The 17986-nt window shown below is 68.6% G+C and carries 19 protein-coding genes and 1 pseudogene; 6 read left to right on the forward strand and 14 right to left on the reverse strand.

Annotated features, from left to right (window positions below; all coding sequences use genetic code 11):
• The 3 genes and pseudogenes from ABZ154_RS32980 to ABZ154_RS32990 all read left to right on the forward strand — a co-directional run.
• Positions 1 to 151: pseudogene (locus ABZ154_RS32980) on the forward strand (IS5/IS1182 family transposase); the annotation flags it as partial.
• A 50-nt stretch (positions 152 to 201) separates the two neighbouring features.
• Positions 202 to 519, forward strand: coding sequence for a hypothetical protein (locus tag ABZ154_RS32985; RefSeq protein WP_356838052.1), 318 nt, complete (start codon positions 202 to 204; stop codon positions 517 to 519).
• Positions 516 to 914 carry a hypothetical protein gene (locus ABZ154_RS32990; protein WP_181010821.1) on the forward strand — a complete coding sequence of 133 codons (399 nt, stop codon included), beginning with the start codon at positions 516 to 518 and terminating at the stop codon, positions 912 to 914. Before ABZ154_RS32985 ends, ABZ154_RS32990 begins: the two co-directional genes overlap by 4 nt.
• 104 nt (positions 915 to 1018) lie before the next feature.
• Here ABZ154_RS32990 and ABZ154_RS32995 read toward each other — a convergent pair whose 3' ends face one another.
• The 12 genes from ABZ154_RS32995 to ABZ154_RS33050 all read right to left on the reverse strand — a co-directional run bounded on the left by ABZ154_RS32995 (position 1019) and on the right by ABZ154_RS33050 (position 11444).
• Positions 1019 to 1438, reverse strand: coding sequence for an Imm10 family immunity protein (locus ABZ154_RS32995; RefSeq protein ID WP_356838036.1), 420 nt, complete (start codon positions 1436 to 1438; stop codon positions 1019 to 1021).
• A gap of 91 nt (positions 1439 to 1529) precedes the next feature.
• Positions 1530 to 2057, reverse strand: coding sequence for a GNAT family protein (locus ABZ154_RS33000; RefSeq protein ID WP_356838037.1), 528 nt, complete (start codon positions 2055 to 2057; stop codon positions 1530 to 1532).
• Positions 2058 to 2129: 72 nt separating this feature from the next.
• A complete protein-coding gene (locus tag ABZ154_RS33005; RefSeq protein ID WP_356838038.1) occupies positions 2130 to 2930 on the reverse strand; it encodes a CmcI family methyltransferase in 801 nt (266 codons plus the stop codon).
• A gap of 3 nt (positions 2931 to 2933) precedes the next feature.
• On the reverse strand, positions 2934 to 4052 hold the full coding sequence (locus ABZ154_RS33010; protein ID WP_356838039.1) for a cupin domain-containing protein: 1119 nt from the start codon (positions 4050 to 4052) through the stop codon (positions 2934 to 2936).
• A 1-nt stretch (position 4053) separates the two neighbouring features.
• The gene (locus ABZ154_RS33015) at positions 4054 to 4728 is read right to left on the reverse strand and encodes a TfuA-like protein (protein WP_356838040.1); all 675 of its coding nucleotides are present in this window, start codon (positions 4726 to 4728) and stop codon (positions 4054 to 4056) included.
• On the reverse strand, positions 4725 to 6005 hold the full coding sequence (locus ABZ154_RS33020; RefSeq protein ID WP_356838041.1) for a YcaO-like family protein: 1281 nt from the start codon (positions 6003 to 6005) through the stop codon (positions 4725 to 4727). Before ABZ154_RS33020 ends, ABZ154_RS33015 begins: the two co-directional genes overlap by 4 nt.
• Positions 6002 to 7855 carry an alpha/beta fold hydrolase gene (locus tag ABZ154_RS33025; protein ID WP_356838042.1) on the reverse strand — a complete coding sequence of 618 codons (1854 nt, stop codon included), beginning with the start codon at positions 7853 to 7855 and terminating at the stop codon, positions 6002 to 6004. The genes ABZ154_RS33020 and ABZ154_RS33025 overlap by 4 nt, the downstream gene beginning before the upstream one ends.
• Positions 7852 to 8661, reverse strand: a complete 810-nt coding sequence (locus ABZ154_RS33030; protein WP_356838043.1) for a hypothetical protein — start codon at positions 8659 to 8661, stop codon at positions 7852 to 7854. Before ABZ154_RS33030 ends, ABZ154_RS33025 begins: the two co-directional genes overlap by 4 nt.
• An 8-nt stretch (positions 8662 to 8669) precedes the next feature.
• Positions 8670 to 9482, reverse strand: coding sequence for a cupin domain-containing protein (locus tag ABZ154_RS33035; RefSeq protein ID WP_356838044.1), 813 nt, complete (start codon positions 9480 to 9482; stop codon positions 8670 to 8672).
• 123 nt (positions 9483 to 9605) lie between these two features.
• Positions 9606 to 9731, reverse strand: coding sequence for a hypothetical protein (locus ABZ154_RS33040; RefSeq protein WP_280885584.1), 126 nt, complete (start codon positions 9729 to 9731; stop codon positions 9606 to 9608).
• 99 nt (positions 9732 to 9830) lie between these two features.
• A complete protein-coding gene (locus ABZ154_RS33045) occupies positions 9831 to 10739 on the reverse strand; it encodes a transketolase (RefSeq protein ID WP_356838045.1) in 909 nt (302 codons plus the stop codon).
• A 21-nt stretch (positions 10740 to 10760) separates the two neighbouring features.
• A complete protein-coding gene (locus ABZ154_RS33050) occupies positions 10761 to 11444 on the reverse strand; it encodes a transketolase (RefSeq protein WP_356838046.1) in 684 nt (227 codons plus the stop codon).
• A gap of 246 nt (positions 11445 to 11690) precedes the next feature.
• Between ABZ154_RS33050 and ABZ154_RS33055 the strand changes: the two genes are divergently transcribed.
• The 3 genes from ABZ154_RS33055 to ABZ154_RS33065 all read left to right on the forward strand — a co-directional run bounded on the left by ABZ154_RS33055 (position 11691) and on the right by ABZ154_RS33065 (position 14717).
• Positions 11691 to 12911: an MFS transporter gene (locus tag ABZ154_RS33055; protein ID WP_356838047.1), complete on the forward strand. Its 1221-nt coding sequence runs from the start codon at positions 11691 to 11693 to the stop codon at positions 12909 to 12911.
• Positions 12912 to 12943: 32 nt separating this feature from the next.
• A complete protein-coding gene (locus ABZ154_RS33060) occupies positions 12944 to 13816 on the forward strand; it encodes a TIGR03621 family F420-dependent LLM class oxidoreductase (protein ID WP_356838048.1) in 873 nt (290 codons plus the stop codon).
• Between the two features lie 721 nt (positions 13817 to 14537).
• Positions 14538 to 14717 (forward strand): hypothetical protein, encoded by a 180-nt coding sequence (locus tag ABZ154_RS33065; protein ID WP_356838049.1) that lies wholly within the window; start codon positions 14538 to 14540, stop codon positions 14715 to 14717.
• 396 nt (positions 14718 to 15113) lie between these two features.
• On the opposite strand, the gene ABZ154_RS33070 is transcribed toward ABZ154_RS33065, so the two are convergent.
• Both ABZ154_RS33070 and ABZ154_RS33075 read right to left on the reverse strand, forming a co-directional pair.
• Entirely contained in the window at positions 15114 to 15320 is a 207-nt protein-coding gene (locus ABZ154_RS33070; protein WP_356838050.1) for a hypothetical protein, read from the reverse strand.
• Positions 15317 to 17695 carry an MMPL family transporter gene (locus ABZ154_RS33075; protein WP_356838051.1) on the reverse strand — a complete coding sequence of 793 codons (2379 nt, stop codon included), beginning with the start codon at positions 17693 to 17695 and terminating at the stop codon, positions 15317 to 15319. The genes ABZ154_RS33070 and ABZ154_RS33075 overlap by 4 nt, the downstream gene beginning before the upstream one ends.
• Between the last annotated feature and the right edge of the window lie 291 nt (positions 17696 to 17986).

Here is a 17986-nt window from a genome sequence, read left to right on the forward strand (position 1 = left end):
GATCATCGACACCCAGTCCGTTCGCGCCGCGGCGGGTGTTCCCAGGACCACGACGGGGCTGGACGCGAACAAGAAGGTCTCGGGGCGCAAGCGGGCACTGGCCGTCGACGTGCTGGGGCTGATCATCGGCGTCGTCGTCATGGCCGCCTCCGCGCACGACAACGCGGCCGGCACCGCCCTGCTCGACCAGGCCGCCGAGCGATGCGCCTGGAGAAAGTGCTGGTCGACCAAGGCTTCAAGGAAGCGGTCATCGTTCACGGCGCTCTGCTGGACATCGACGTCGAGGTCGTCCGCCGCAACCCTGCCGACCAGGGCAAAGGGTTCGTCCCACAGCCCAAGCGGTGGGTGGTCGAGCAGACGAACGGCACGCTGATGCTCCACCGGCGTCTGGCCCGTGAGTACGACCACCGGCCCGACACCTCCGCCTCGCGCGTCTGCTGGGCCTCCACCGCGAACATGGCCCGGCGCCTCACCACACCCACGCCGGCCTGGCGCGACACCGTCGGGCTGGCCGCGTGAACATCACCGAACTTCTGGTCGACCTTCACATCCAGGAGAACGCGGCCACGGCCCGGGCGGACGAACTCCGCCATCAGATCGCGCACTTCACCGCCGCCCTCGCCGAGACCGAAGTCCGCCTCGCGGACCTGGCCACCACCCGCAAGATCATCGCCGAACTCGTGCCTACCGGCACCGAACCCGATCCGCCCGAGTCGAGCACCGCCTACCAGGCCATCGTCGACGCCTTCAACCAGCACCCCGACCAGGCGTTCCGGGCCCGCGAGCTGCACGAACTCCTCGACATGCCCACCGACGAGGCATCCGTCAACATCACCCGCAGCCGCCTCGGACGACTCACCCGCCAAGGCTTCCTCACCCAACCCGGACGAGGCCGCTACCAGAAACGGACTTAACGCCCACTCATAGGCGTCAGGCCACGCCCACCCTCAACCCTTCCGCACTATGAGCCTCGCCGACAGATACCGGCGAGATCCTGACTGCGTCCGTGTCGGCAGATTCAGACAGCAATCAAGATTGGCAACGCGTCAGGGCGACCGTAGGTGAGGATGCGCGTGAGTGCCTCTCTCATACGAGCGACATCTTCATCCGGCGCCCGCAGGACTGCCTCGACCACTGGATCGTCCAAGCACAGATCGTCCAGATACGCAGGGTCGAACGTGACGCGCAGGAGGTTGCCTTCCAACTCCACCGTGCGCACGCATCCGTACGCGGTGTTCTGGTCGGGAGTGACAACGCAGCAAGAATCACAGCCGTTGCGGATGGCCTGTTCGTCGGGTTCCCCGAAGCCACCCTGGAACTCCAGCGCGAAACTCTCCTCGTCCCCCGACTCAGCAACTCCGGCAGTGGGAACGTAACTGTCCGGCGGACGCTTCTCCTGCCACCCATAGGCGATGTTTGCAACGCATCTGTAGACCACACACGTGTTCTACCAGACACGTTGCGGCCGACGACGTCCGGCCGGAGCAGCGGTGCATTACCAAACACTCCCGGTAGAAAAAAACGCTCTTTTAGTCGCCGAGGATGCGTTCCCACAGCAGCCCGTCCCGCCAGCTTCCGTCGAGCAAGATCGAGGAGTCGGCGACGCCATACGGGCTGAAGCCGTTGCGGCGCAGCACTCGCTGCGAGGGCAGGTTCTCCAGATTCGTGGACGCCTCGGCGCGGTGCAGCCCGAGTTCGTCCGTCATCACCCGGAGTACGTGCTCGACGGCGCGCCCGGCATGCCCCCGATTCTGGGCAACAGTAGCGATCCAGTAGCCGACGGAGGCGCGGCGCAGGTGCGGCTGAGGGAGGATGCCTCCTACGGTGACCTGCCCGATCACCTGGTCGCCGTCGAGCACCACGCCCGGCCAGACCGTCCCGGCCCGGTATCCTGCCAGCAGGCTGTCGATCCGCTTCTCCTGGCCCTCCGGGGTGAAGAAGTCGGCCGGCTGAGCCGGTTCCCACCGCCGGAAGGCCTCGAAGTCCCGAACCCGGTGCGCGGCGATCGGGGCGGCGTCGGCGGGCTCTATCAGGCGGATCCTGGTGCTGCTGCGCATGGGCTGATCCTTGTCGCGGTGTGGCGGATGAGAGGGCCAGCCTATGCAAGGGCGTACGCGCGCCGCCGCGCCCTACGCCCGCCGAAAGAGCGAGTCGATGGCGCAGCTCGTGTTCTCGCCGAACAAGTCCAGATACCGGGTGTCGAGCTGGTACTGATGCAGGCTGCTGCGGAGGAATTCGCGAAGGATGGCCCGTTTCGCCAGGCTGTCCTCGACCAGGAGGTAGTCGCCGGCGGTCAGCCGGGCGTCGAAAAAGTCGAGCACGGCTCGGACGTGCGCGTGTGCGTCCTCGATCACCAGCCAGGGCCTGGGCAGTTCGTCGCAGTCAGCGAGTACGTCCCCGAGGTGGCCGACGTCCCCGGTCCGAAAGCTCACCCGGTCGTCCGTGACGTCCACTGCTGTGCGATCGATCGAGATGATCACCGGAAACAGGTCGTGCGCCGCGGCTACGTCGGCCATCCAGAGCGCGCTCCCGCCGCTGCCGGAGCCGAGTTCGATGATCGTGCCTGGGGCCAGCTCGGCAATCAGCATCGGATAGCTGGCCAGGTCGAACACCGTTTTGTACAGAGGGTGACCGGCCCAGGTCAGGTGCTCGGTAACGCCCTGAGTGGCGACGAAGTTCTGGACCGGGAACGCCAGGGCTCCAAGCACTTCTCGGTCGGTTCGATCGAGGCGCGGCAGCGGATCCTGCAACCGTTCCGCTGTCAACAGTGCGACGTACTCAGCCAGCTCGTCGGTCCGGCCGGTGCGCCGGGCCTGGGTCACCCCACCTCGGATGTGGTGGTCGTGATAAGTGGATATGCCGCCCTGTCGCGCGACCTTCGCGGCTATGAGGCGTTCGGCGGTTTCGGCGAGTTCGTTGACTTTGTCCATGATTCAGCGTCCCGGACACGGTGCGGCGCAGATCAGCCTGGCGCCGATCAGGAGGTCGAGTAGCTCTTGCTCCGCGTCCAACTCGGTCAGGGTGAAGCTGTCTGTCCGGCCCAGCACGGCTCTACAGGGGGCCTCCTGGCCGGGCTTCAGGGCGAGTAGTCGATCGGCGGTCCGCAACCGAACCCCGTCGACGTGCAGAACCCCTTCCGGATGGGCATGGAACCGGGACGGACGGTCGCCTCCGATCATCGACCACACTGACCGAGCGGGTAGCGGGTCGAACTGCTCCAGCCGCGCCTCGACCACCCGGGCCGCCAGCGTCGCCGGGGCCAGCTTCGCGATCATGTCGGCGATCTCGGTCATCCCCTCTGTGATCGTGGCCTCGGTGCGTACACCGTCCCGGAACGCGTGCGGGGGCAGCTCCTGGGACAGCCCGTGATCGCGTAGTACCTCGGTCAGCAGCGCGCGCAGTACGGCGTCGAGCTTCGTTGCCCATACGGTGAAGGTCAGGTGCAGGCTCGGCTCCGCCCCGCTGCTGCCGGTGTGCCACCAGCCCCGAGGTATCCACAGCACATCACCCTCGGCAAGGACCATCTCCAGGTCGGCCGCGTCGGTTGCCGGGTCGCGCTGCGGCGCCCACAGCCGCCAGGACTTGCTGCCCGCCACCTGAGTCAGCCAGGCATGATAGGGATCACGGTGTGCGTCGAAGCCCCGTTCCTCACGCGGCGTCAGGTAGGCGTTGGCGAAGACCGGATGCCCGATCTCGGCCGCCAGCCGCCGGCACGTGTCCGCCAGCGGCGGCCAGAACCGCTGCAACCCTTGGAGCACGAGCGTGGCGCCGTCGGTCAGCTCGTCGCCGATCCGGACCGGATCGGCGAGCCCCTGGATGGCCTGCGAGGTGTGCCGCTCAGACCGCGTCAACTTCTCCATCGGTACCAGCTGATGATTCCTGGCCATCCGGAACGCCGGTGCCTGTAGCCCCTGGTCGTTGAGAATCGTGTCCAGCGCTGACCAGGTCAGGGTGGATCGCAGCTCGGCGGCAGTGCCCACCCGGTGGTAAGGCGTGGCGGGCCAGCCGTCAGCGAACCAGGCCGGGTCGCCGAGCGCGTCAAGGACGTTCATGTCAGTTCTCCTCTTCGAGCACGGCGCGCACCGCTTCGAGCGCGTCCAGCCGCTTGCGATCCCAGAGGTCCTGCCGGTCCTCGGCCAACTCCGGCTCGAGAAGGTCGACCACACTGGTCGGCAGGCGCTCCTTCCAGCGCCGGAGCAGGTGGGACGGCCGCCTGTCCCGGAAATGCACGCTGTGGGCCACCTGGAGTGCCTGTCGGGCTTCCTTGGCGGACAATTCCGTCTGGTCCAGCAACCAGCGGACGTTCGCCAGCGGCACGGTGACGGGGAAGTAGTTCTCCGGGTCGAACAACAGCGCCACGTCACCGTCCGATTCGATGGCGCCGGACAGGTATTGCTCGTACACCCAGCCGCTGCCCGTCATGCCCAAGGTCCGGCACTCAACGGCCCGGAGTGCGCCCATCGACGAGGCACCTGCCAGCGGTTGCCCGGCGGCGAGCACCGAACGGATCTCGGTGATGCTCACCGCGAGGCTCTGGCCGAACTCGCCGTCCAGGATCAGCACTCGGTCGACGCCTCCGGCTTCGACCACCTCGACCAGGTCGAGTCGGCGCACCGGGGGCCGCACGTCCAGGTCATGCCCGGTCTTCGCGGCGAGTGCCCGCAGCTCGACCAGGTCGGCGGGTCGTAGGGACGGCCCGGTGAAGACGATCGTTCCGGGCCGGGTCATCGTGAGGACCTCGCCGACTTGGCCCTGACCATCGCGGTGTGCAGCCTGGGGCCGAGCCGGGCCGGGTCGTTGTGGTAGTTCTCGATTCCGGGCACGATCACCTGGGTCACAGAGAACGGTAGGTCGGGCGGTGCCAGTTCGGTCGCGAACACAAGCTCCAGCCCGGCGCGCTCCAGTCCGTCGAGGACCAGATTCAGGTCCGCCTCCACCGTGCCGGTGGTGCGGACCGGTAGCTCGCCGAAGTCCAGTTCGGACCGGTCGGCGCTCCAGGTGTGCAGCATCTTCCGCATTTCCTCGTAGGAGGCGTGTCGGCGGTGTACCTGACCGTTGAGGTCCTCGCGAGCCCCGGAGATCACGTTCAGCCGGGACTGTCCGGCCTCTGTGAGTGCCCGGCTGAGCGCCACGGCCGGGTCGGGATGGCAGCCGGCGCCGCCGTTGATCAGGAGACCGTCCTCGGCGTGGGTGTCGTCGGTCGTGACGAATATGGTCGGCACACCGATCTCGTTGGCGTACGCGAACACCTGCACCCTGATCCCAGCCTGCTCGAACCGCGTGACGAGTGCCTGCGCCTCAGCCGGCAGCGTGGCCGACCTGATCCGGTGGCCGCCCCGCAGCGTCTCGCCGAACGCGGTGCAGTCGTGCTCGACCAGTTCGAGCAGACCATGCAGCAGCGCCTCGCGTGGGCTGTTGCCCGAGGCGAGGCCGATCGTGTTCGAGGAGAACATCCCGTACTCGTTCGGGAACGGCGTGAACACCGCCAGCGCAGGTATGAGTACCTCGGCGTCGCTGCGCAATTCGCGTGCCGGCCACCAGGAAAGTGGCTGCTGTTCGGTCCACTGGTGGCCGCGTCGGAGGATTAGCCGTCGAGGGTCGAGGGTCGGAAGGCGGGCCGCGACGAGGTCGGCGTAGCTTGCGCGTAGCGGTGGCTCGGCGGTCCGGGGCTCGCACCAAGTGCGTTCGATCGCCTCCATCATCGCCGAGACCCGGGCGGCCAGCGCGGTCGTGCCCTTGCCGCTGGTGACCGTGTTGAGGCCGGGTGCGGCGTCGGGACGGCAACTGTTGAACACCGGGATGCCGAGCACGTCCAGGTCGGTCACGTCGGCGACCCGGGTGATGCCGCACCGGTCGAGGACGCCGGAGGCCAGCTCCGCGGTCGCCTCAAGGGGGCGGATCCGCAGCGATGTGCCGCCGGCGGTGGTGACATCTTCCGTGGACGACGGGAGCCAGTGCTCGCGGCTGCGGCTGATCCGCTGGGTGAGTGTGTCGGCGGTCGTCATGGGGTCAGAGTCTCCCTACAGGCCGCGCGGACCCAGTCGTACCAAGCGGTCACGTTGGCGGGCCGCTCGATGCTGTGACCCTCGTCCGGGAGCAGCATGAGCCGTACGTCGACCTTCCGGGTGTCCAGGGCCCGGTACATCGCCCGGGCCTCGCCGACCGGCACATGACGGTCCGCGCACCCGTGTGACAACAGTACGGTCACGCCCGGATCGATACTGTCCAGCGCGAGGCTCTCCTTGCGATACGCATCGGACTCCTCCACCGGCCCGTACTCCCGCAGCCAGTGCCAGTGCAGGTCGCAGGCGCGGGCGACGGCGGAGAAGTCCGCCCAGCCGGCGTGGCTGGCGACAAGCCGGATCTCCGGCAACCGGGTGGCCAGGACCAGTGCGAGATAGCCGCCGAAACTGCCACCCATCGCGGCGACTCGCTGGGGGTCCAGGTTTGGCCGCCGGAGCGCCGCGCGGACCTGCTCGGCGGCGACCGAGGCCACTTCCGAGCTCCATCGCCCCCAGCCCCGCTCGACCGACTCCTGCCCGTACCCCATGGACAGCGGAGGGTCAGGCATCAGCACCGCGTACCCCTCCGCGACGAACGGCCACGGATTCCACCGCCACGACCAGTCGACCCAGCTCAGCAGAGGACCCCCATGACACCAGACGAGCACCGGCATAGGCTCGTCCGCCTCGTCCGCCGGCAGGCACAGCCAGCTGTACCAGACCGTCCCGTCCTCGGTCCGGTGGCTGAGCCGTTCCATCCGCCCAGCCGGTTCGGCGGCGGCAGCCGGGGCCAGCAGGGTACGCGCGGTGAGTTCATCGAGATCGACGGTGACCACCTCGGGCGGCAGGTCCACCCGGGACTGTACGACCAGGGCCTCGGTTGCTGTGGCGGTGACGGATTGCACCGAGCCAGCCAGCTCGACCAGCTCGGGACGGTCGCCCTCCGGCGTGACCCGGTACAGCCGCCGTCGGCCGTCGTCCTCGCCGACACAGAGCAGGGTAGGCCCGGACCAGGCCCTCGGCTGGAGCCAGTGCGGGTGTCGGGCGGCGGGCCGCAGCAGCCGGGAGCCGTCCGACGCCACCAGCACCACCTCTTGGCGCGGACCGAGCTCCGGGGTCGCCACCCGCTCCGCCGTGCAGGCAAACCACGAACCGTCCGGGGCCGGCACAGCGTCCCGGAGGTCGTCGTCCGGCCACACGGCCCGTGCGGCGGCGGAGTCCGCCACGGGAATGAGCAGCAGGCCATGGCGGCGGTGACCGCCGCGCAGGAAGCGGACCACACCGGCCGCGCATCGGGTGCCGTCCGGTGTCAGGGCCAACAGACCGGTGAGCCGTTCGTTGGGCGCAAGCGGAACGTCGAGCGGCTCCGGTGGCCCAAGATCGAGTGATGTCCGGACCAGCCCGAGCACCTCGCCGGCGTTCTGATAGGCGGAGCGCGGCCAGAGGTCACCGTCCAGAACCGCGGCGGTTCGGTGCGGATCAGCCTGGTCGCCAGGCATCCATGTCGCCGCGATGACCACGGAGCTGGCGACAGCGTAGGACACCACATCGCGGGCAGGGCTCAGCACGACTTCCGCTTCGGCCCCAGGCCGGTGCCGCCGCAGGCTCCGACCGGTGCGCGCCTTGGTGTTGGAGAGAAACAGGTAGCCATCTTCGAGCACGGTCACCGCGGAGGCCCCGGCGTAGGCATGGGTCAGGGCGAGGTCACCATCCGGCCCCGGTGCGTAGCCGAGCACGAACGGCACCGGGTGCGGACGGTCCGGCCGGTTCAACCTGGCCTCCAACACCAGGCCGGCCCCGAGCCGGTGCGCGACCTCCGCCCGGACCTGGCCGAGCAGGACTTCCAGTCTCATATCTGGCCGCGGCGCCGCTTGCGCACAGCCCGGTCCGCTAGCGCGGTGGGGTCCAGGTCTGACAGCGTTCTGCCCAGTTCCTTCCGCAGCCAGGCGGTCTTCTCCGTCAGAGTGAGGAAGTGGTGGTTACCGGCGATCTCGGCGGCTCCCGGGCTGTCGAGGAACTCGGCGATCATCAGCTCGGCCAGCTCCCGCTCGGTGGGCTGTTCGATGGTCACGGCGAGGTGGAACGATCCGTCCGGCCCTGCCTCGGAACGAGGCTCCTCCCCGCCGGGAAGGTACAACACGTCCCCAGGGGCGAGGGTGATCGCCCGGCCGGGTGACATCGTCCAGCATGACTCGCCGTCGAGCTGGAAGTACAGCACGTGTTGATCGGCGCTGTGCGCCGAAGACGCGGTCGCGCCGGGCGGGCTGAGGAACAGGGCCGAGTGCGCCCCGCCCCGCAGGTCCGCGCGCAATCCGTCGAGCACATCCCGGATGCCGACGTGCCAGTGCTCGGGCTGGTTGAGGGTGATCACGCGGCCTTCCGCGTACTTGGCACGTATCGCCACTGGATCCGCGTAGGCGGGCAATGCCCTGCCTAGCACCTCGCGGGTGGTCGTGATGCCCTGCGCGGTCGCGCCGCCGCCGACCTCTCTGAGCATGCTGAAATACGGTGCGACCAACAGCCCGCACTCGACCATCTCCCAGGCGGCGGCCTCCGGCAGCAGACCTGGCCCGGCGGCGTAGCGGAAGACCTCCGGCCGGCGCGCCCACACCTCGGTGGTAAAGGAGTCGACATCGCCGACAATGTCGGCCAGCAGCATCGTCGTCATCAAATCGTCCTGTTCCGCATGCGGTCGACCGCCGTGCTGACCAGGGTGCCCGGGTCGGCCGAGTCCAGGTGGCGCAACAACGCGTTCGCCATAGCGGCCGCCCGGCTCTCCAGGGGCAGGGCCGGGTCGAGCCTCGGCTGGTCGAAAGTTGCCATCAATGCCCCGGCCAGGTCCCGCGGCGTCGGCTCGGTGATGGTGAAGGTCAGGTGCAGGGAAGTGCCGCCTCGCGCGGTGGCCACGTGGGGGAACCCGTGCGGCAGGTACAGCACATCGCCAGGCTCCATCACGAAGGTGTGAGAGCGGCTTTCGGCGTCCACGTCCAACCCCGGCCGCGAATCGATCTGGTCGGGGGCGTCGTAGATCGTCCACTCCTTGGCCCCGGCGAGTTGGAGCGCCAGCACATGCGAGCCGTCCCGGTGCGGGAGCATCCCGGTGTTGTCACAAGGGGTGTAAAACACGTACGCCTTGAGTTCGGCGGCGATCCGGGCTTCGAGCGCGCGCATCAGAGTACGGATCGGAAGGTGCCAGTCCTCGAGCTGACTGAACTTCATGGTGGCGCCTTCGGCGAGGTGCGCCCGCACCTTCTCCGGGTCTGCGAACGATCCGACCCGCTTGCCGAGCACGTTCCGGGACCGGGTGAAGTCACCGATCGCGGGCTGGTTGCCCTCGCGGAACAGAGTGAAGTACGGCCAGCGTAGTAGGCCTGCGTCGAGTTGGGCCTGGATGGCATTCTCGTCGATCAGGCCGTCCGTCGAGGACGCCTTGGGGAACAGACCGTGTTTCTTGTTCCAATAGGTGCCCAGCAGGTCCACATCGTCGAGCAGTCGGACCAACGGATGTTCCATACCCACAGCCGTCCCTCTTGGTCGAAATCCGGACCAACTCTGGGAGCGCCGGAGCACTCCCAGAATCGGTTCACCGAAGGCCCTTACTACTCAGGCCTCGTTGATGTTCTCGATCACCATCGGGCGGGAGTGGTCCGAGAGCTCCTCGATCTCGGCGCTGGCCTCGGCGATGAGCAACTCAGCCTCGGTGGCCCGAAGCTTGTCGTCAAAAGACATTCCGACTCCTTCTGGTTTGAGACAGTCCGGCGCAATCGCGACGAACGAAGATCACACTATGTTGATCTGGATTTGCTCGATAGGGCTAAAGCAGGCCAACTACCCTAGGTAGCCGAGAAACTCCGCTATGGAACGCCGCAATCCAGCCGCACCAAGGCCGTGTGCGATCGCGTGCTGACGCGGAGAGCCGTAGTGCCGCAGTTCGCTCAGTCCCACGCCGAGAGCCAGAGTCCGATGCGCCCGGTCGGGTAGGGCCCGGGCGACTTCGGCGGTCGAAGTGCCCTCCAGGTAGGGCTCCACCAGCACGACGTTGGCCTCCGTCTGGCCGGCCACTGCTGCCCGCACCGCCGCCGCGTCGAAGGGCCGGATGGTTGATGCGTACAGCACGGTTACGTCGAGCGGCCCGACCGCCGTTAGTACCGCGTCGGCCAGCGGACCGACCGCGATCACCGTGCCCCGGCCCCCCTCGCGAAGCACCCGGAATCCGTTTCCGTCCAACTCGTAGGCGCTCTCGTTGACCTGATTGGACAGTCGGATGTAGACCAGACCGTCGGACACCGCCGCCCGGCGGAGTTGGGCCTCCGCCTCGTCGGGATGACCTGGTACGTGGATCGTCCAGTCCGGCAGGGTGGCCAGCAGTGCGACGTCTCCGGGGGACTGATGGGTCCGGCCACCGCTGGCGATGTCGTAGGACGCTCCCGCGCTGACCAGCACCGCACCCACGTCCTGGTGGTTCAGGTCGAGTTTGATCTGCTCGAAAGGACGCTCGATGAGGAACGGCGCGAAGCTGTGCGCGATGGGCCGCAGCCCAGCCAGGCCCAGCCCGCCGGACACGCTGATCAGCAACTGTTCGCGGATGCCCAGGTTGATCACCCGATCCGGATGCTCGTCGGCGGCCCGGCCGAACATCTTCGCGCTCAGATCAGCTGTGACCAGCGCGAGGTTCTCGTGTTCGGCGAGTAGCTCAGTGGTGACTTCGACGAACCGCTCCCTCATCCGCCCGGCCATGGCTCCTCCTAAGTTGTGCGGTCAGTGGCTGGGGCTGTGCTCGACCTTGGCGACCACCACGGCGGGGCGGCCCGGATGCGGGGCTGTGAACGCGGCCTCGAGTTCAGTGTGGTCGCGCCCGTCCACCCGCGCCGTCGCCCAACCCTCCGCGGCGAACCGGTTCTCCAGACCGCCTGGCCAGCCCTGGGTCGCGTTGTCGTTGTCGATCACGACGACGTTGAGCCGGTCAAGACGGCTCCGGCCGGCGTAGGCGATCGCCTCGTGGTTGGAGCCCTCGTCGAGTTCGCCGTCGCCGAGCAGTACCCACAACCGGGTCGAGGACAGCCTGCGGGCCCGCAGGCCGAGAGCCGTGCCGACCGCCAGCGGCAGTCCGTGGCCGAGCGAGCCGCTGGATATCTCCACTCCTGGCACGAGCAAGCGATCCGGGTGGTGACCGAGCGGAGAATGGTAAGTGCCGAACCGGTCGAACTCCGCAGGATCGAGGAAGCCCTTAGCAGCCAGCACGGCGTAATACGCCATGGGCCCGTGCCCCTTCGACAAGTAGAACCGGTCCCGCTCGGCCGCCAAATCAGGCCCCACCCGGAGCACCCGGTCGTAGAGCACCCAAAGCACGTCCAAAGTGGACGACGCCGCCTCGGCGTGCTTTTCATCCCCGGTCATTGAGGCCATCAAACGGTAAAGGTCGTCGTAGCCCAGCCCGGTCATCGCACCACCCACTTCCCCAATTCCGTTCAGAGGCGCGAAGATACACGACGTCCATTTTCGCCAAGTCGGCGCCCACCGATCGTTATGAGCGTTCTTCGGGGCCCTGTCAGGCCCTGGGTTCGGTGGTCTAGGGTGGGCGGCCATGAGGCATAGGAGGGTGTGCGACGGGAGAATGCCGCTTCAGGAGGCGCTGCGGGCGTCCGAGAACCTGACCCGGCACGGGAAGATACTCTGGGGGCTGATTTCGTGATCGCCGCCTTTGTCCGCCGTAACTACGCCTCACTGCGCGGTCCGGCGGCCCCCTTGGCGGTGCTGCACCTACTCGACAGCGTCGGCAATGGGCTCTTCCTGGCCAGTGCGACCGTCTACTTCGTCGCGGTCGCTGGGCTGCCGGCCGCCCAGGTCGGGATGGGACTGTCCCTCGCCGGGTTCACAGGTTTCCTCTCCAGCGTCCTGATGGGGCGGGCCGCCGACAAGTTCGGTGCGCGGCGGATGCTGCTGATCAGCATGCTGGCACTCGCCGGTACCTACTGCCTGTACCCCATGGTCGATTCACCCACAACGTTCTTCGTGGTGGTGGGCCTGGTCGGTGCCCTCGAATGGGGCAGCGCACCGCTGTTCCACACCTTGGTCATGGATCTGCTACCGGAGACCAACCGGGTCACCGCCCGGGCTGCGCTCCGTTCGGTGTTCAATGTCGGCTTCTCCGTCGGCGCGCTGCTCGCCGCGGTGCTGATCGGCATCGGCGGTGCGGCGATGCAGATCCTGCCGTTGGGCAACGCGCTGTCGTTCCTGCTGGCGTCACTGGTGGTACTCAGGCTGCCGGCCACCCAGCCCGGTCCGCCGCCCGAACGAGCTTCGCGGTTCCGGGCGTTGAGGGACAAACCATTCCTTGGGGTGATTGGGGTCTCGACCCTCCTCGCCCTCAATAGCACCGTGCTCGTGGTGGGGGTGCCGCTGTGGATCCTCAGCATTGACGGCGTACCGCGGAGCGTGATCCCGCTGGTCTTCATTCTGAACACCGTGCTGGTGGTCCTGTTGCAAGTGCGGGCTGCTCGGGGCTCGGACGTCCTTGAGGGCGCTGTCGGCGCAGCCCGCCGGTCCGGGTTGGTGAGTGCGGCAGCCTGCCTCGTCATGGTCCTCGGGGGCTTGCTCGGTTCCTGGGCCACCATCGGCATCGCGGTACTCGCGGTCCTGTTGATCACGGCCGGCGAGCTGTGGCAGTCTGCGGGCGCGTTCGGCATCGGCTACGGGTTGGCGCCAGAGACCGCCCGAGGTGAGTATCTGGGCGCGTTCCATCTCCGGATGGTCGTGCAGGCAACACTCGGCCCCGCAACGGTGGCCTGGTTCGCGACCGACCTCGCACCCTACGGCTGGGCGATCGTGGCGGCGGTGCTTCTCGCCGGGGCGATGCTGATCGGCCCGGCGGTCCGCCAGGTCGAACGCGACCGAGCCACCGCCGTCTGAGTCTCCCGACGCTCAAGGATAGGACCAGTGTGATGAACTTCCGGTTCGGCGTGAATCTCTGGAAGCTCGAAGACCGGGCCTCCTGGATGGAGAAATCCCGACGGGCCGAGGACCTCGGTTACCACGTCATCACCGTGCCCGACCACATCGACATGCCATCGCCTTTCCTGGCGTGCGTTCTGGCTGCTGAGGCCACCAGTAGCGTCCAGGTCGGTACGTTCGTGAGCAACACCTCGTTCTACAACCCCGCGCTCTTCGCCAGGGACGTCGTCACTACCGCTCAGCTCACCGGGGGGCGGCTGGAGGTCGGACTCGGCGCGGGATGGAAGAAGCGCGAGTTCGACCAGGTCGGGATACCGTTCGAGGCGGCGGGCAAGCGTGTCGATCGACTCGTCGCGACCCTGGACGAGGTGACCCGCGCCTGGAGCGCCCCCTTGCCCAGCGCCGCCGCACCTGACCGGCCGCCCGTGATGATCGGCGGAAACGGCGACCGGGTGCTGCGACTGGCCGCCCGGTCCGCTGACATCGTCTCATTCGCCGGCACCCGCTTCGACCCGCAGGGCCGGGGCATGCAGTTTCTGACCGGGCACCAGATGCAGGACCGAGTGGCGCTGGTCAATGCGGAGCTGAGCGCAGCGGGTCGGGACGCGGTGCGCCGAAACATCATTGTTCTGCGCACTCAGGTGACGGATGATCGTCCGGCTGCGCTGGAGGACTACTCCGGGTTCCTGAAAGGCACGCTGAGCCCGGAGCAGGTCGGAGAACTGCCCGCCGTGCTGATCGGTAGCCCGGAACAGATCGCCGAGCAGTTGATCGCTCGCCGGGAGCGCTTCGGCTTCGACTACGTCACCGTGCAGGAGTCGGCGCTCGACACCTTCAGCAGGGTGATAACGCTGCTCAGCTGACCTGCCGACACAGTCGCGTCCAGGACCGCGGCGAGCATCCGCCGGGCGCCCTCGCGGACGATGTCGTCCATCAAGGAGCCGGTTTCGGTGGTTCCGTCATTGTTGCCTACGCTGAGCACGGGCGGGCCTTTCCGACCCACACGCCAACGCGGGCCTACTCGATGACCAGAAGTCGATCATTCGGGAAGGTACGCCCTCCGCGTTCCGCGAGGCATCCCTCCCGAGGCCGATCCACAGGTCTTGAGCATTGCTCCGTTCGCGGCTCTCGCAGACGGCAAGTGTCTCGTCTGGCCCAAGACGCACGCGAGTATCGGCGTGGTGTCGCTGGGTGACTGCACGGAGACCGCGTCCACCTCGGCGAACTGGCAGGTGCTGCGCCGCCCCGACGGCATGATGGAGGTCTCCCCGTCGGGCTCGGACCCGCGCACCTGCCTGAAGGTGACGTCGCAGCACAGCGTGTCGGTCGCCAGCTGCGGTGACAGGTACGCCGAGTGGACTGTCTCCTACGGCTCCGCCGGGCCCGGCAGCGTGGTGTGGGCCGACATCGAGCACACGCCCGGTGCATTCTCCCCCTCGTACGGAAAGATCGTGGATGACCCCGGTGTGACCGGCCGGATCGTGGTGAGGCGGGCCCCCTCGAGCCGCACTACTGGGCATTGCAGTCGGCCGGGGGACTGTAAAACGTTCGGCTCTGTCTCACATTCGGTGGTGACGGTAAGTCATGACGGCGGCGGACAGGCTCTCGGCCACAGAACCGCAGGCCTGCGCTCCCGCACAGGCTGTCGACCTCCACCTGACCGCCTGGTCGCACCACTCCCATGTCTGCGCGGCTGGCCTCGCCTCCCGCGCCGCCGCCCTGCGGGTCATCGACGGCCGCGGCGCCCTCAACGCCGATACCTGACGCGAAGCCGGCGACCCTTCCGAGTCCTCGGCCGCCCCTGAGCCCGAGCTTTGCGGCCCGGCCTGTTACGCCTCCGCAGGCAGCCAACGACGTCCTGGCGATCATGGAAGGGATGGCACATTGGTGGGCTCAACCAGCCAACGGATCCAAAAAGATCAACGCCATTCCCGCCGACGCCCAGGGAGCCGAAGAAGCCGAGGGACGCACCGGCGGCTGCCTATGCGGCCGTATCCGCTTCACCACCCAAGGGCCGGCAGTTGTTGCCCACACCTGTGCCTGGGGGCACTGCCAGAAAAGCCACATACCAGCCTTGCCCTGGGTAAACGCCCTCTGACTGGCCGCAGACGGTCACTCGGTGTTGACGCTCATCGGGCAAGCGGGACGCGTACGAAACCATTACGAGTGGGCCGCGATGGCCAGGGCGATGCCGTAGACGGCGAGGACGACTATCCCGAAGGAGCCGATCAGCTGCGCGTCGCCCGAGGCGTGGAATTCGCCCCGTGCATCGTCGCTACGCCTGTCGTGGCCAGCTAAGTATCCGGCCCCCACAGCGCCGTACGGGGCGAGCGTGGCAGCGCCGAGCAGGGCCGGGGCCGCGGTCACCGGTTCCGTGCTTCGGCAGGTGCGGGAGCCGCGGTGGGTGCTGCCCGGCCGGGTGTCGGCGGTGACCACCAGTTCGCCCGGCCGGCCAGTTGCATGAACGCGGGAACCAGGACCCCCCGCACGACGGTGGCGTCGATGAGGACGATGGCCGCCATTGTCGCGCCCAGCACCACCAGGAGGCTGATCTGGGAGAGCATCAGCGCGCCCATGCTTACGGCGACCACCAGTGCCGCGGCGGTGAACAGGCGGCCCGTGTGCTCGATACCGAAGACGATGGCGGCCCTGTTCTGCCGGGTGCGCCGCCACTGCTCCGCCATGCGGGAGACGAGGAAGACCTCATAGTCCACGCACAGCCCGAAGGCCAGCGCGGCGGCGAGCAGCGGCATGGTGATCTCCAGTGTGCTCACCCCTCCTGTGGCGGGCGGTCCAAGGACCTGGAGGCGCTGGAAGAGCAGGACCATCAGGCCGAGGGCGGCGCCGATGCTGAGCGCGCCCAGGACGGCGGCCTTGAATGCCACCAGCAGGCTCCTGGTGAACAGCAGCAGCATGATGAACACGCCGCACAAGGTGAGCCCCGTCCACCAGGGGAGCGCGTCCGTGACGGTTTGCCGGGTGTCGTCGAGGTGGGCGGCCGTCCCGGTCACCAGGGCCGGTCCCGGGGCCGGGGTGGCGCGTACGGCGTCCACCAGGGCGCTGGTCTCCGCGGACTGGACCGGGTCCGCGCCGAAGACCATGACCAAGGTTCCGGGGCGAGGGGCCGCTTCCATGTGTCGTTCCGCGACGCGCCGCCCCCCGGCGTATTCGCCTGCCACCGTGCTCACGCCGGCCGCGCCGGGCAGTGCGGCCAGGTTGCGGGCGTACGCGTCGAGTTCGGCGGCCTGGGACGCCACGTCCGTCCGGGGCAGCACCACGGTCAGCTGCCGTTCCGGTGCGAAGGGGAAGTCCGCGCGGACGGCCGCGGCCGTCGTCCGCGCCTCAGCGGTGGGCGGGAGGATGGACTCGTCGGTCAGCGCGGGCCGCAACCCCGCGACGGGCAGAGCGAGGCCCAGCAGGAGGACGGCCCCGGCCGTTCCCCATAGCCAGGGTCGTGCGGTGACCGCTAGGGCGGCCCGTCGCCAGGCAGGGCTGACCGAGAGGTCGCCGGAGCCCCGGCGCCAGGGTCCGCGACGCGGCGGGCGCGTGCCGTCGAGCCGGCCGCCCATAGCGGCGACCAGGGCCGGAAGGAGGAACAGGGTGCCGGCGGCGCAGAACGCGACGACGATCAGCGAGGCGATCGCGAGGGAACGGATAAGCCCCAGGGGGAAGACGAGCAGGCCCGCCATGCACCAGGCCATGGTCAGGGCACAGAAGACGACGGCCCGGCCGGTGGTGGACATCGCCCGGCCCACAGCCTGTTCGGCGTCCAGACCGCGGGCGCGTTCCTCCCGGTAGCGGGCGAGGGTGAACAGGGCGTAGTCGACGGCGAGGCCGAAGCCGAGGGCGCAGCTCAGGTTCACGGCGAAGACCGAGATCGGCAGCAGCCGGGTCGCGACCGCGAGCAGGGCCAGGGCTCCCAAGGCTGCGGTCGCGCCGATCGCGGCGGGTACAAGGGTGGCGCTGAACGAGCGGAAGGAAAGTGCCAGGACCAGGAACGTCACCGGCAGGACGAACAGCTCCGAGCGCATCAGGTCGCGCTCCGCCTGCTCGGTCGCGGTCACGTTGACCCAGGCGGGCCCGCTCACCGCCAGGTCGAGCCCGGGGGCGGCGGCCCGTAGGGACGGCACCAGGGCCCGCGCGGTGCGGGCGGCCCGCGACTCGTCGCCCTCCAGATCGACGAGCAGCAGGGCGCCCTGGCCGTCATCGGACCGGAGCGCGGCCCTCCCGGTGCTCCAGTAGGACAGCGCGGCGCCGACCCCGGGCGTCCCGGCGGCCACTTCGGTCAGCTGTCGTCCCTGCACTGCCGCCTCGGGCGAGTCGACCGGCCGGCCGGAACGGAGGTATAGGACCAGGTCGGGTGTCCCGGCACCGAACTGACGCGCCGCGCTCTCGGCCCGTTGCGCGGCTGTGCCGTCCGCGGTGTAGCCGCCGTTGGACCACTCGCCCCCGACTCCCAGACCCAGACCTGCCAGCAGCAGGACCAGACCGGCCACAGCACCGAGCACCGACCGGCAGTGCCGGAACGACCAGCGCGCCACCTGGCCGAGCAGAGGCAGCTCGCCGCCCTTGTCGCTCTCGGCGCGCCCCGACGGACAAGGGGGTACGCGGGAATCGGTTCGGTCCTGCCCCACCGAACTGTGGCACTTCCCGAGGGAGGCGGCTGCAGGAGCCCTCACGTAGGGCACGGCGGACGCGGCGAAGGGCGCCGGCAGGTCGGAGGGGGTGGACGGGTCGGGCATGGGCCGGGGTGTCCCTTCGAGCAGCGGGAATCGCCGCGCACTCTCGGTCGGCGGGCGGGTACAGAGTTGTGGCGACTGCGGAGCCGGTAGGAGATCGGGCCCTGGGCCACCAGCCCTATGGGCCCGCCCGGGGCGTACGCGTGCCGTCGACAGGACCTGGCCTGAACGTGGAGGTGAAGATCTCTGCATGGGGAGTTAGGGCGTGTATCGAGTCGTGATCAATCTGTGGGATGCGCCTCCGCTTCGGGGACGGGTCCTGTAGTCCTGAGTGCATGACGCGCGTGCAACTGA

The organism is Streptomyces sp. NPDC006261 (assembly GCF_040613515.1).
GTDB lineage: Bacteria > Actinomycetota > Actinomycetes > Streptomycetales > Streptomycetaceae > Streptomyces.

Bases quoted from the DNA above. Each gene is read 5' to 3' on its own strand.
- ABZ154_RS33015 (WP_356838040.1), bottom strand. From the start codon at position 4,728: ATGACCCGGCCCGGAACGATCGTCTTCACCGGGCCGTCCCTACGACCC.
- ABZ154_RS33075 (WP_356838051.1), bottom strand. From the start codon at position 17,695: ATGCCCGACCCGTCCACCCCCTCCGACCTGCCGGCGCCCTTCGCCGCG.
- ABZ154_RS33065 (WP_356838049.1), top strand. From the start codon at position 14,538: ATGACGGCGGCGGACAGGCTCTCGGCCACAGAACCGCAGGCCTGCGCT.
- ABZ154_RS32985 (WP_356838052.1), top strand. From the start codon at position 202: ATGCGCCTGGAGAAAGTGCTGGTCGACCAAGGCTTCAAGGAAGCGGTC.
- ABZ154_RS33010 (WP_356838039.1), bottom strand. From the start codon at position 4,052: ATGAACGTCCTTGACGCGCTCGGCGACCCGGCCTGGTTCGCTGACGGC.
- ABZ154_RS33040 (WP_280885584.1), bottom strand. From the start codon at position 9,731: ATGTCTTTTGACGACAAGCTTCGGGCCACCGAGGCTGAGTTGCTCATC.
- ABZ154_RS33020 (WP_356838041.1), bottom strand. From the start codon at position 6,005: ATGACGACCGCCGACACACTCACCCAGCGGATCAGCCGCAGCCGCGAG.
- ABZ154_RS33000 (WP_356838037.1), bottom strand. From the start codon at position 2,057: ATGCGCAGCAGCACCAGGATCCGCCTGATAGAGCCCGCCGACGCCGCC.
- ABZ154_RS33030 (WP_356838043.1), bottom strand. From the start codon at position 8,661: ATGCTGCTGGCCGACATTGTCGGCGATGTCGACTCCTTTACCACCGAG.
- ABZ154_RS33050 (WP_356838046.1), bottom strand. From the start codon at position 11,444: ATGACCGGGCTGGGCTACGACGACCTTTACCGTTTGATGGCCTCAATG.
- ABZ154_RS33045 (WP_356838045.1), bottom strand. From the start codon at position 10,739: ATGGCCGGGCGGATGAGGGAGCGGTTCGTCGAAGTCACCACTGAGCTA.
- ABZ154_RS33025 (WP_356838042.1), bottom strand. From the start codon at position 7,855: ATGAGACTGGAAGTCCTGCTCGGCCAGGTCCGGGCGGAGGTCGCGCAC.
- ABZ154_RS33005 (WP_356838038.1), bottom strand. From the start codon at position 2,930: ATGGACAAAGTCAACGAACTCGCCGAAACCGCCGAACGCCTCATAGCC.
- ABZ154_RS33060 (WP_356838048.1), top strand. From the start codon at position 12,944: ATGAACTTCCGGTTCGGCGTGAATCTCTGGAAGCTCGAAGACCGGGCC.